Here is a 13,262-nt window from a genome sequence, read left to right on the forward strand (position 1 = left end):
ATTATTGTATTATTTCCTGACAGGCATACTACGCGAGAATTGTTAAAGGTCAGGGATGTTTTTAGACTGACAAGATAGTATTTTTAACCTCTAATTCCTTTTGATTTGCGTTCTCTCATATCGCTTTTAGTCTAAACTCCAGAAATAAATCTAACTAAAAAAATAAAAACCGGGAGAAAAGCCGGTTTTTTGTCAATACGGTTCAGTTAAGGTTAGCAGTCTTTGTAAAAGTCATTTTTTTAACGTAGACGCAAAGCGGCTTCCCGTAGGGTACCACAGAGGTGCAGAGAACACAGAGAGAAGAAAGAGAAGGAAAAATTTTCTTAACTGAACTGTATTGGGTTTTATGTACCCTAAAAAACAGAAATTTTGCACTTTGTTTAATGTAACTTTCTAAGTTAATGTTTCTAATGAAAGACCCAAGTAATTTTGTACAATCTGCAAGATGCGCTCTGCTGCATGACCATCTCCAAAGGGATTAATTGCATTTGCCATTGCTTCATAAGCATCTGGATCACTGAGTAACTCAGCAGCGGCTGCAAAAATGTTCTGACTTGTAGTGCCTACAAGTTTGGCTGTACCGGCTACAACAGCCTCTGGTCTTTCGGTGGTGTCTCTCAAAACCAGTACTGGTTTTCCCAAACTGGGGGCTTCTTCTTGCAACCCACCAGAGTCAGTGAGCAAAAGATGCGATCGCCCAATTGCTCCCACCAGTTGGCCATAATCTAAAGGATCTGTTAAAAAAATTCGGGGATGATTCCCTAAAAGCTCTTGTAATGGGACTCGCACTGTCGGATTACGGTGCAATGGTAGCAGCAAAGCTGTATCAGGAAACTTATCTAAAATTTGTAAAAACCCCTGAGCGATCGCTAACAGAGGTTCTCCCCAATTTTCCCGACGATGAACTGTTGCTAACAGAACGCGATATGAATCCCAGTCTAAGCCTGGTACATTGCAAACTGCTTGGGTTGCAGCTACATTCAAAAGTGCATCAATTACCGTGTTACCGGTCATATGAATTTCACCCAAAACACCAGAACGATGCAAGTTTTCCACAGCCCAAGGAGTCGGCGCAAAGTGCAACTGAGTAATTTGAGAAATCAACCGCCGATTAGCTTCTTCAGGGTAAGGATTGAAGATATCATCCGTTCTTAACCCTGCTTCTACATGACCAACAGGGATTTTTTGATAAAAAGCTGCCAAAGCTGCCGCAAAAGCCGTGGTAGTGTCTCCCTGCACCACCACAAAATCTGGCTTTTTCTTCCTGAATAACCCTTCTAACCCTTGTAAACTGCGGCAGGTAATATCATTTAGAGATTGCTGAACCTGCATAATTTCTAAGTCATAATCTGCCTTGATGTTGAACAGCTGCATAACTTGCTCAACCATCTCCCGATGCTGTCCAGTTAGAATTACTTGCGACTCAAAAGCTAAAGACTTCTGGAAAACCTGAATCACCGGAGCTAGTTTAATCGCTTCCGGCCGAGTACCCAAGATAATGTAAACCCGTTTTTGATTAGTCATTAGTCATAATCATCTGTCATTTGCCAATGGCTATAGTCAATGGTCTATGATTAATAGTCAATAGTTGGCGGTAAATCATCACACAAATCATAAATATAAAAGGATAAATCACATAAAAAGTATGAAAAAACCCGGCTTAACCGGGCAAATGTACTATTTCTTGAATAAAACTCTAATTACTAAATCTTGATCTCCGATGTTTAAATCACAAAAAGCATGAAAAAACCCGGCTTAACCGGGCAGACGCACTGTTTGTTTGTCGAATTCACCTGTAATGACTATATTTTAATCTCACAAGTTAAAGGGCAAGCAGCGTAAACAGTAGTCTGCATTTGGTCTGCCTCTCCATGCAGCCAGCTTAACCATTTAATTTCATTAGGATGAACTCCTTTAAGAGTTAGTACACCCGCAGCCAATACAACTGCCATGACATTAAACATGATTAAAGCGCCTGCTACAAGCAAAACAGCACTAACAGGCATCACCGATTGCAAGACAATTGACAACAGACATCCGACTGTAGCCATCAAGACAACTAGTGGAAAACCGACAACCAACAAGCATACTGCCAATGTAAAAGTCCATATTAAAAAGCTTTTAATCATCAACAAGGAGTAGGTCTTTCCTTGATTAGAGCTTTGAGCAGAAACCATGACTTTTCCTCCTAAAAATACACAGCAAATTTTAATTTTCAGTCATATTTCGCTTTTGGCGAGTAAACTGAATTTGTTTCTCAGTGAAATTCAGTATATAAAAACTAATCGGAAAAATGAGCATTTATTTACTAAACTTTACAGTTATTTTTTTGTAATTGTGGAATATAAAATCAAGTTTGTATCTATTAAAAAAACTTGTTTTCTGCATCTCTCTTCAGGTATATAACCTAAAAGGTATGAGCTTTTAACCTTGATCCCCTGGATATTGCTCCTATTCTAATTAACATTTCTTATAAAAATTAATAGTGGTTCTCATAATTCATCGATGGGCTGAATAAATGATCTGCTAGTCTTTGTGCTGTTAATTGCTGTCCATTTGTGTCCATGCCTGGGATAAATTTCTCATCTAAAGGCTTAGAATATTTATGTTTTATTTTTTGTATTTAAAAATACTTAATTATCTCAATAGTTTTACTGAAGCGTTTTGAGTCATTGCGTGTGTTAAACCAGGTTAGATAGGATAAATAACTTCTCTAAATCTTCTGAGTAGTGGAATCTCAGGAAAAAAAGATACTAATTGAGGTGGATGAAATGGATTGACCGTGGTTCTAGAGTCTCAATCGCCTCCCATCACCGCTAGGGCTTGTAGGCAAGCATTCTCCAAAAGTCATCGAAGCAAGTGACTAGACTTTTCGCTAATTCAACTTTTTAACTGCCAAATGTGAAGATATATGACAGAATCACAGTCTCCATTAAATTCTAACTCTGCAACCGAACGTAACCTGCCACCAATGCCGCCACCACCGCCAACCTTTAGTACGCAGCGGCAGATGACACAAACATTGCATATGCCAATGGATAGAAGCACCAACCCTCCTGTTGCAGGTCATCGTCCGGGTAGTCCACCGCCCATACCTAGTTCAGTTCGCCCTAAAAACAGCAGTCCGGGACTGACTTTGGCGCAGTTAATTAGGGAAGCTTACGATCAGGGATATTCTGACCTTCACCTGGGTGTAGGTGAAGTACCCCGCTTCCGCAACCGAGGAGAAATTCAATCAACCGATCATCCAGAAATAGATAAAGAAACTTTGATGAATTGGTTGCGGGAGGTGATGACTGAGGGGGAAATTCAGCGCTTTGAAGAACATTTAGAATTTGACGGAGCAACTCAGTATGACTTTGCTCGCGTGCGGATTAATGTTTTTGGCTCCCTCAAAGGGCCTGCAATGGTCTTGCGGTTGATTCCGCTGAAAATCTTAACTATGGAACAGTTGAATTTACCTCCAGTTTTTCGGGATATTTGTCATCACCACAAAGGTTTAATTTTGGTGACTGGACCCACTGGTTCTGGTAAGTCCACCACAATGGCAGCGATGGTTGACTACATCAATAAGGAGATGGCCAAGCACATCATTACCATTGAAGACCCGATAGAATTTGTTCATCAAAGCCGCAAGTCTTTAGTCAAACAGCGGGAAGTGGGAATGCACACCCGGAAATTTGATAACGCTTTGAAAGCAGCTTTGCGGGAAGACCCAGATTTAATTCTGGTGGGAGAAATGCGGGATAAGGAAACAGTTAACACCGCCCTAAAAGCTGCTCAGACTGGTCACTTAGTCATGGGAACCCTGCACACCAATAGTGCTGTCAAAACCATTGAGCGGATTCTCAATCTCTACTCTGGTGAAGAACAGGATGCAATGCGGGTGGCAATTTCTGAGTCTTTAGTGGCAGTAATTGCCCAAGGGTTATGCCGCACAACTGACGGGAAACGGGCTGCTTTCCACGATGTCTTGATTAACACTGAGGCAATTAAAGAATGGATCAAAGATGGTAAATATGATGAAATTGGCGAGTTGATGAAACAAGCTGGTTTTGACGGCATGATTACGATGAATCAGTCGTTGCTCAATCTCTATCAAGACGGTCGGATTACTGAAGAAACTGCTTTGGAAATGTCACCAACTCCTAACGAAATGGCGCAGTTTCTCCGAGGTCGAGTTTAAGTCAGTTCCTCTTCGCAATGAAGATGATTGTCTTGTTCCCAGTCGGAGACTGGGAATGCCTATTTGGAGGTTCCGCCTCCGGTTCTAGCGGCACCGCAATCAAAAGCATTTCCAGTCAGGGAGTGGAAACGAGATTTACGGGATTTTTAATGGGTTCCCAATTTTTTAGGTGATCCTGGTTGAGGTTATAGCTAAGGTAAAAGGTAAAAGAGAGAATTTTTTACTTTTAGTTCCCTAGCCTCTGTGAATAACTTGACGACAAACAAACTATCTACACCCCAGTTGTTTAAAGGCATTGCGCTATTTACACCTGGAGGAGATTTAATTTACTGCATCGACCCTAGCAAGCAAGGTCGATGGCATTTGCATTTGTGCTCGGCTTTGCAAGAAATCCTAGATTTACCAGAGCCACCGCACTTTTTAGTGCCTTGTTATACTGCGACTATTGACCACTGGTTAGATCCGCGCACTCAACAAGTGCGAACTTTTGCTGAAGCTTATCCGGCTGTAATTAGACATCAAGCTTTGCTTAATGCCATTTTTGGCACAGGGGAGTTAGTATGGCAAGCAGCTCCCTGGCAAGAGGGGTTGTGCGATCGCATGGTGTTAACAACTTATCGTTCCTCATTTGGGCAGCTTTGGGAAGATCACGATTTAATTGTCCGTCTAGACCTTTCTGAACCTGTGCCAAAATACAACCAACCAGTGATAGTACAAAAAAAGGAAGTTATCACACAAGGGTATGTTCTGCGCTTGTTTGTTGCAGGACATAGCAGTACCACCGAACGCATTCTCCAAAATTTACACGAATTGTTAGAGCGATCGCTCGGACACCCTTATACTTTGAAGGTGATTGATGTTTTAACTCATCCAGAACAAGCAGAACTCAATCAGGTTTCTGCAACTCCTACCCTTGTCAAGGTTTGGCCTCATCCAATTCGGCGAATCGTTGGAGAGTTGGATCATGTAGAAAAGATTTTACAGATGTTAGCTGCTAAGGAAAAATTTTAAGTTTTATAACGATATCATCTACTGGGAGTGCATAAGCATAGCCCAATTCAGACATCCCTGTGAACTTAGTTAGATACAGCTTGGCGTAAAACTGTGACAATTGAGGGTTAAAAGTGAAACGCAGAGGTAACGCAGAGGTTTGATTTGTGGCAATTGTTTTCGCTAGGAATGAAAGAAAGTCTGTACTAAGCTTATGTTTTTTCAAGAGCTACAGGCATAAACGGAACTCCTGCGATCGCATCGCAATTGATAATCGCTACAGCAATATACAGATAATTATGGACTCACTTAGCAAATTGATCAACTCAAGCGATCGCTTGCAATACAGTAACAGTATAGTTGTGAACAAATATTGGATGGTAACTTTAGGGCGATTTTGTTAAAGTATAAAATCTGTCAGAACGCATCTGAGTCCCATTTCGCCAAACTTCCACTCTTTCAGGGCTGACTAAATAATAAAAACTACCATTATCGGCTCGATATCTACCTTTGCCAATATTCAAAGCTGATATCTTTATAGGCTTACTTGGGTCTTGTTTCAACTGCCCAATATAAAATAACTGACCATTTTCTTCACAGACTTTTACACGAATACTTGCAGTCTCACCCTCAATGATGGTAACTCCATTGCATTCAGTATCAGTGCTTACAGGTGCAAAATCTATTAGAATTGGCTGTGAAGATGAAACTTGCTTTGCCAGTGGGGGTGTCGTGACTGGGCGGTTCGGGTTATCCACTTGCTGAACTTTAGAAGCAGGAGCAACACTTGCAGTTAAGGATGTCAACAGACCAAGGGGGTCAACTGCTATTTGACCATTTGGATGAACTTCAAAGTGCAGATGAGGTGCTGTACTATTGCCTGTAGATCCCATCTCAGCAATAATTTGACCTTGAATGACCTGTTGACCTTTACTCACCAACAAACGGCGATTGTGACCATAAACAGTAATGCTGCCGTCGAGATGTTTAATAGTTATGGCATTGCCTAATCCCCAATCATCCCAACCTGCTTTAACAACTGTACCGGATGCAGCAGCAACAATAGGAGTCCCAGATGCCCCTGCAATATCAATTCCTTCATGTTGATATTTGTGGAAGCCTTGAGAAATAAATCCTTGAGTCGGCCATATTAAGTTAGAAGCAGGGATAGGAGTTTGTCCAATTGGGGAATCGTCTGCTAACTGTGTTAGGGCAGATGTAGTTGTACTTAATATGAGGGTTAAGGATATTAACCCAATTAGTCCATAAGTGCAGTATGGAAAAACGGTAACTTTTTTCATGAGTTGCAAGCCTATTAAAACAATAATTCAGATAGTTTCTGATTATTTGCTGTTTCAACCTAACTCGGAAAATATCAGGAAATTAAATACTGCACTTTTTTTATTTAGTAGCTATGGCATCTCTAAGACCTTCGCCAAACACTTTGGAGCTATAAGTGTAATATCTGCCTCGTATGCCAGCCACCGACGCATCGAACGGCGGCATACGTTTATTGTGATTCTTTCCTTCTGGCTCAGGACTTCGTGTAATTATCGATTACTTTGGCTAAGTCTGGCACTGCTTCTTCTACGTGCTTTTTGGCTGAACCGCGAAGTTTTTCATAGGTTCCTCGCACGATTTGGCGCTTTACGTTCTTGGCTCTAGCATCGGTGACACCCAGTAGCGCGTCTGCTGTATGAGAGCGATTCCCACTAAGGTATTCAATTGGATCGCCTTTCTCTACGCCTTCATTCCAGATGGGATCAAGTGCTGTGAAGCACTGCGGCAGAATCTGCTCAACGACGTAAGGGATATACCCTGGCTTGACCCCCTTTAGGGCGGCGAAGGCAGTTTTCAACGCGATACCGCTCATACCTGACTTGGATGCAAGCTGTCCTTCGATCATCTTGCAACAGTCATTTATCACCATAGCCTTTTTGGTCGGGTTCAAAAGTCCCTCGCTAAGTCCCATTTCACTCTTCCTTATCTAAGTACTTAATTTTTATTCAACTAATTTTTTTAGCAAGCAGGAAATTACAGAAAATGTTATCGCGTTTGGGGTCTTCCCAAGTAGAGGAGCCAGCCTTGTGGGCGGGTCTGGCGACTTGAGCGGACTGGCCTCAAGTGGCGCGTGAATTCCATTCGTCAGGGCAGGCGTATTTTTACACTCATTGAAATGCTCCTCCTTAGTGCTTAGAAAATAAGGACTTAAGTCCTTACTACGAACTTGCTTACGTATAAATTTAAACTTCACAGACTACTCGCGCTGGTAAGCCTTCTTGGGTTGCCCTCATCCCCTAACCCCTTTTCCTGAGTTGGGAGAAGGGGAACTAGAGGGGATTTAAGTACTGTGGCGTGGTTGGTTATTACACAACCTTTGTGTTCGCGTAGGGTTTCGTAGATAGGGCGAATCGCAAAAGTCAGGTTATCCCATCCTGCTGAGACCTGAGTTGTGTCTCTGGCTGACTTGAGCCAGCAGGCAGAGCTTTATGTTCAGATGCCGAAGCTTCATTAGGAGAATCTGGAGGCTTTGAACCTCCCGATCGCTTCTGAGAAAATATAGCCTCAGCCAGGGTCTTGATTAAGATGTAAAGAATTGGCACTAAGAACAAACTCAAGAACGTTGAAAGCATCAGCCCCCCAAAGAGCGCTGTCCCTAAAGACCAACGGCTGCTGGCTCCAGCCCCTTGAGAGATCACCAAGGGCAAAAATCCTAACAGCGCTGCAAAGGAAGTCATTAAGATGGGTCGCAGACGTTCTTGCCCCGCTTTCACCGCCGCCCGCGTATAGCTCATGCCCTGCTCATGCAGCTGATTGGCAAATTCCACGACTAAAATCGCGTTCTTTGCGGCTAGACCAATCAAAGTCACCAGACCTACCTGGCAATATATATCATCCACCACTTTGGGGAAAAGGCTACCTGCCATGAAAATATTGGAACGTAGCCAAAGTGCTGTCATCGCTCCTAAGACTGCTAAGGGAACCGTCAGCAAAATAATCAGCGGGTCAATGTAGCTCTCATACTGAGCCGATAGCACCAGAAAGACAATTATGATCGCTAAACCAAAAATCAGACCTGTAGCTCCCCCAGATGTCTTCTCTTGGAGATAAGTCCCTGTCCACTCGTAACCAAATCCCTGAGGTAAAACCTCTGCTGCAACTTGCTCCATCGCTTTAATTGCTTCTCCAGAACTAGAACCGGGAGCAGGAGCGCCCTGGACTTTGATTGACCTGTACAAGTTATAATGCGAAATGGTTTTCGGCCCCACAAAGGGAGTGATTTTCACCAGATTGCTCAACGGAATCATCGCCCCACTTGCAGAGCGAACATACAGCTTGCCAATATCATCTGGATTAGAGCGGAACACTCCATCTGCTTGGACATATACTCGATACTGTCGCTGTCCCTGCACAAAGTCATTCACATATTGCGACCCCAAGTAACTTTGCAATGCCCCAAAGATGTCGTTGATCTCGACGTTGAGAGCTTTGGCTTGGTTGCGGTTCACTTGGATGTCAAATTGCGGAGTATCTGCGGTGAACTGAGTGAAGACTCGTTGTAAAACAGGTTTTTTATTTGCCGCCGCAATGAATTTGTTAGCAGTATCAACCAGAGTTTGAATCGGCGCACTTCCGGTTTTGTCTTGAATGATAAACTCAAAACCACCCGTAGTACTTAGCCCTCTAACCGGAGGAGCATTCACAGCGATCGCTCTAGCATCTGTAATTGCAGAGAGCTTTTTGTTCATCCTCTGAAGTATTCCATAGACAGACTGAGATTCTAGAGTTCTCTCTTTCCAGGGTTTGAGGTTAGCAAAGGCAATGCCTAAATTAGAAGCATTGCCATCGAAACCAAAACCACTGATCATAAAACTAGCTTGAACTTCGGGAAGCGATGTTACTTCTTTGACAACCTTGTTCATCACAGATTCAGTGTATTTCAAAGAAACCCCATCAGGCCCTTGGACAATTACAAAGAAGTAACCCTGATCTTCCTCTGGAATAAATCCGGTAGGCACTGCTCTGTACATCAAAACCGTTGCTACTAAACCAGTAATGAAAACCCCAATTACAATCGGCTTGACATGAGTAAGGTAGCTAACAAACCCGACATAGCGGCGCGTGAACCAGCCAAATCCCCGATTAAACTGCGTAAAAAACCAGCCTAAAGGGCCTCGTGGAGTCTGAGCTGGGCGCATCAGGATGGCTGCCATAGTCGGAGAGAAGGTTAAGGCATTGAAGGTCGAGATGCCAATGGAGCAAGCAACGGTTAACGCAAATTGTTTGTAGACAATCCCAGTAGTGCCCGGAATGAATGCAACTGGAATAAATACCGCCATGAGTACAAGTGAAGTGGCAATGATTGCCCCAGTTAACTCTTTCATAGCTTCGACAGCAGCATCAAAGGGCCTCATACCCTGCTCTAGTTTGACTGCAACTGCCTCCACCACAATAATGGCATCATCGACGACGATACCGATCGCCAGGACGAAACCAAATAAGGTCAGTGTATTAATCTGAAATCCTAAAACTAACAGAGCCGCACATGTCCCAATCAGGGAAACGGGGATCGCAACAGTGGGAATGATCGTGGTTCGCCAGTCTTGCAAAAAGACAAAAATTACCAAGACCACCAGGATAATCGCCTCAACCAGAGTGTGTAGAACTTCTTCTAAAGAAATTTCTACAAATGGAGTGGTATCAAATGCCAACTGTGCTTTTAGTCCAGGTGGAAAACTCTTCGATAGTGTTGCGATCTGCTCTTCAACAGCATGGGCAACGTCCAGGGCATTACTACCCGGAAGTTGATATATCCCCAAACCCACGGCTGCCTTGGGAGTACTTCCTGGTAGGGTGAATTTGGCATCAGCGAGATAGCTCTCTGCTCCCAGTTCAACTCGACCGATATCTCTGACCTTAACTAGGGTGCTATTAGTGCTGTTATTAGTGTTGCTATTAGTGTTGCTATTAGTGTTGCTATTAGTGTTGCTATTAGTGCCACCTTGACTTACCTTTAGCACCATATCCTCAAATTCAGCCGCATCTTTAAATCGACTGGTTGCCCGTAAAGCAAATTCAAAGCTTTGATTATTTGGTGCTGGTTCCTTACCAATCGCCCCTGCACCCACCTGAATATTTTGTTCTTGCAGGGCAGTTACCACATCTTGAGGAGTTAGTTGATGTTGGGCAAGCTTGTTGGGATCAAGCCAAAGACGCATGGCATATTTGCGCTCTCCAAAAATCGTAGCTTTTCCTACACCAGGAAGCCGTTTGATCTGATCGAAAATAAACAGATCAACATAGTTACTAATAAAAATGTTGTCATACTCATTATTTTCTGAGTAAAACCCAAAGACGAGAAGCAGACTGCTCGATGCCGTTTCAACGGTCACACCTGTTCGTTGAACAGTATCTGGCAATTGAGGGTCAGCAAGTCCTTCTTTATTTTGAACGTTTACTTGAGCAATATCGCTATTGACATTAGTTGGAAAGGAGACAGTTATATTGCTAAAACCATCATTACCCGTATTAGAAGATATATAAGATACATCTTTAACACCATTAATTTGTCGCTCAATAATGTTGGTGACAGTACTTTCTGTTGTTTGAGCATCCGCACCAATATTGTTGGCGCTAACGGTGATTTGCACCGGAGCGAGGTCTGGTAGCTGAGAAATCGGTAGGATCGGAATACAGATGCTTCCCAGCAGCAAAATGATGAACGTACAGACCGTCGTCAGGACTGGACGTCTGATGAAGGTATTGACAAACATAAATCAAGGAAAAGTTTGATACTGGTTACGGACGAAGTAGCTTGTTATTAATAATAAGGATTTATTAAGGCTTAGTGTTGGCGATCGCGCAAAATTGCTTACTGAGTACTGGATATTGGGTATGTTTTCCCTGAAGTTGACACCAATGTAAAGATATAATCTCCTACTGTGTATTGTATCCAACCGAGAAACCTCTCCAAGAAGCACAGGGAACAATACAGTTCAGTTAAGGAAAATTATCTGTTGAGGCAAGCTGTTCTTGAGTAGGGGAAGCAGGGGGAAACAAAAAATGCTTAACCCAAGCGTATTGGGACAGGGAAGCGGAAAACTTTTGTTAGCTGGAAGAGGCAGATTCAAAACCTCTCTCTTACCAGGAGAGAGGTCTGGGTTTGGGTTAATCAACTGAAAAATGGGGTAATGAATTAAAATTTCTAATTATCTTTGCCATTCTCATGAAAATTTAACAAATGATCATCATTCACCCAAATTGCTTGTTGAGGCACAGAAATAGAAATTCCAGCTTGGTCTAGGGCAATTTTTAGGCGGCGGCGAAACTCCCGTGCTACATCCCATTGTTTGAGAGGCTGTGTTTTAATCCATACACGAATAATCAAACCGCGATCGCCAAATTGATCTATTCCCAAAACTTGCGGCGGCTCCAAAATTTGAGACTGCCATTGTATTTCTTGATTCATCTGGGAACCAACAGTTTCAATCAATTTCAAAGCCTGTTCTGTATCGGCTTGGTAGGCGATCGGGATTGTTAAATCGGCTCGTGACCAACGACTAGAAAGATTGGCAACAACTTTAATTTCACCATTGGGAATCGTGATCAAGCGCCCTTCCGAATCCCGTAGTTGGGTCATCCGCAGATTCAGATTTTCTACTAAGCCTCCCACGTCTCCCACAGAAATCACATCGCCTAAAGCGTACTGGTCTTCTAGAATGATCAAAAAACCGTTAATCGCATCTTTAATTAAGTTTTGTGAGGCCAGAGACACTGTAACACCAACTAAACTCACACCCGCTAGCAACGGAACAATATCTATCCCCAATGACACCAGCGCTAGCAAGAAGCCTACTCCTATCCAGATACCAGTAGCGATGCTTTTAGTCACGCCAGAAAATGTAGAAACTCGCAGTTGCAGCCGTTCAGAACTTTCTGGAGTCAGTAAAGCACCACTGCTGATCAGAGTGGTGGTGAAGCGGTCAATCAGGGCGTAGGTAAAACGGATCGCTACATAGGTTCCCAAGAACACGACACCTAATCGCAAAGGAAATTGGGCGGCTGTGAGAATTCCTACCTGAAATGGTCGTGTATAGGGAAATAGACCCAAAATAAAGAAACTTCCACCTCCCCAAATTCCGGCTTGAGTTAGCTCAAACAATCGTCTTTTTACTTCTTGGAGATGCTGCTTTTGCCGTTGATTCAGTTGTGTTGCAATTGGTTGAGCTGCTGCTACTGCTGGTGAAATTGGGGAGTTTAGGGGCCCTATGGGGGGTTGGGAAGCAATGGGGTGTAATAAATCTTTTTTGGAGCGCCGCTGCCAGCTATATATCCCCAAACTCATGATCATCATTGCCAGTCCAGTGCCCGCAGCCTTTTTACCTTGGTTGATTATAGATTGAGTTTGTCTTTCTTGCTTTGCTTGTTGCAAGTCTTCTTGTAACGATTCCTTTATTTGATTTGCCGATGTCGATATATCTACCTCTCGCAATCCAGCATCTTCAGAAGTGATGGTCATCAGGTATTGGTCGTTGACATAAATTACTGGTAAGTCGTTTACTTTGCGAACTTCTACCTTGACTGCTGTTTTTGGTGGTGATTTAATGTAACTTTGGCTAATTTTCTCTAACTTCTTTTGAATATCTTCTGAACGCTCAGGAAAGTTGGCTTTTGATGCCGCTATCTGAAATAACCGCCGACCATCTAAATAAATCCAGCCTGAAACAACTCTATTATTTGAATCATTACTCACGCTGCTGGGAGCTTGCAGCTGCGGTAACAAAGGAATTTGGGCTGTGGCTTTTGGCACAGATACAACGGCTATGACCATTGAACTAGCGATCGCCAAAAATTGAAAGCGCACTTAAACACCTCCTTGAGTAAAATTTACTAGTTACTACTTCTATAACCATCCTCCTCAATGAATTTTAGTAAATGTACCTATCTAAAGTTGGGTTTTCCCTTTAGATAATTAAATTTTGATGTTTTTTGGTGTCCTCTATCTTTAGAAAGATGACAATGTACTTAAAATCAGCATGTAAGGCGGAGAACAGCCTTACTCTTACCAAAGATAAAACAAAAAGGA

8 protein-coding genes are annotated in these 13,262 nt (G+C 42.8%); 2 read left to right on the top strand and 6 right to left on the bottom strand.

Translation table 11 applies throughout. The features are described from left to right. Window positions 1–393: 393 nt before the first annotated feature. Window positions 394–1,524: a non-hydrolyzing UDP-N-acetylglucosamine 2-epimerase gene (gene wecB / locus V7K49_RS21715; RefSeq protein ID WP_335207400.1), complete on the bottom strand. Its 1,131-nt coding sequence runs from the start codon at window positions 1,522–1,524 to the stop codon at window positions 394–396. A gap of 278 nt (window positions 1,525–1,802) precedes the next feature. After that, window positions 1,803–2,177 carry a hypothetical protein gene (locus tag V7K49_RS21720; protein WP_273769148.1) on the bottom strand — a complete coding sequence of 125 codons (375 nt, stop codon included), beginning with the start codon at window positions 2,175–2,177 and terminating at the stop codon, window positions 1,803–1,805. Window positions 2,178–2,911: 734 nt separating this feature from the next. Between V7K49_RS21720 and V7K49_RS21725 the strand changes: the two genes are divergently transcribed. Both V7K49_RS21725 and V7K49_RS21730 read left to right on the top strand, forming a co-directional pair. Beyond that, complete coding sequence (locus tag V7K49_RS21725; RefSeq protein ID WP_334870556.1) at window positions 2,912–4,186, top strand: type IV pilus twitching motility protein PilT; 1,275 nt, start codon at window positions 2,912–2,914, stop codon at window positions 4,184–4,186. Between the two features lie 243 nt (window positions 4,187–4,429). After that, window positions 4,430–5,197, top strand: a complete 768-nt coding sequence (locus V7K49_RS21730; protein ID WP_334724484.1) for a circadian clock KaiB family protein — start codon at window positions 4,430–4,432, stop codon at window positions 5,195–5,197. 365 nt (window positions 5,198–5,562) lie between these two features. On the opposite strand, the gene V7K49_RS21735 is transcribed toward V7K49_RS21730, so the two are convergent. The 4 genes from V7K49_RS21735 to V7K49_RS21750 form a co-directional block, all read right to left on the bottom strand. Further along, entirely contained in the window at window positions 5,563–6,477 is a 915-nt protein-coding gene (locus V7K49_RS21735; RefSeq protein ID WP_335207401.1) for a M23 family metallopeptidase, read from the bottom strand. Between the two features lie 233 nt (window positions 6,478–6,710). Next, complete coding sequence (locus tag V7K49_RS21740) at window positions 6,711–7,148, bottom strand: DUF6918 family protein (protein ID WP_334960748.1); 438 nt, start codon at window positions 7,146–7,148, stop codon at window positions 6,711–6,713. A gap of 448 nt (window positions 7,149–7,596) precedes the next feature. Next, window positions 7,597–10,950: an efflux RND transporter permease subunit gene (locus V7K49_RS21745; RefSeq protein WP_335207403.1), complete on the bottom strand. Its 3,354-nt coding sequence runs from the start codon at window positions 10,948–10,950 to the stop codon at window positions 7,597–7,599. A 431-nt stretch (window positions 10,951–11,381) separates the two neighbouring features. Further along, complete coding sequence (locus V7K49_RS21750) at window positions 11,382–13,040, bottom strand: mechanosensitive ion channel family protein (protein WP_335207404.1); 1,659 nt, start codon at window positions 13,038–13,040, stop codon at window positions 11,382–11,384. Between the last annotated feature and the right edge of the window lie 222 nt (window positions 13,041–13,262).

Origin of the sequence: Nostoc sp. (assembly GCF_036919675.1) — a bacterium.
In the GTDB taxonomy this organism is placed as follows: domain Bacteria; phylum Cyanobacteriota; class Cyanobacteriia; order Cyanobacteriales; family Nostocaceae; genus Nostoc.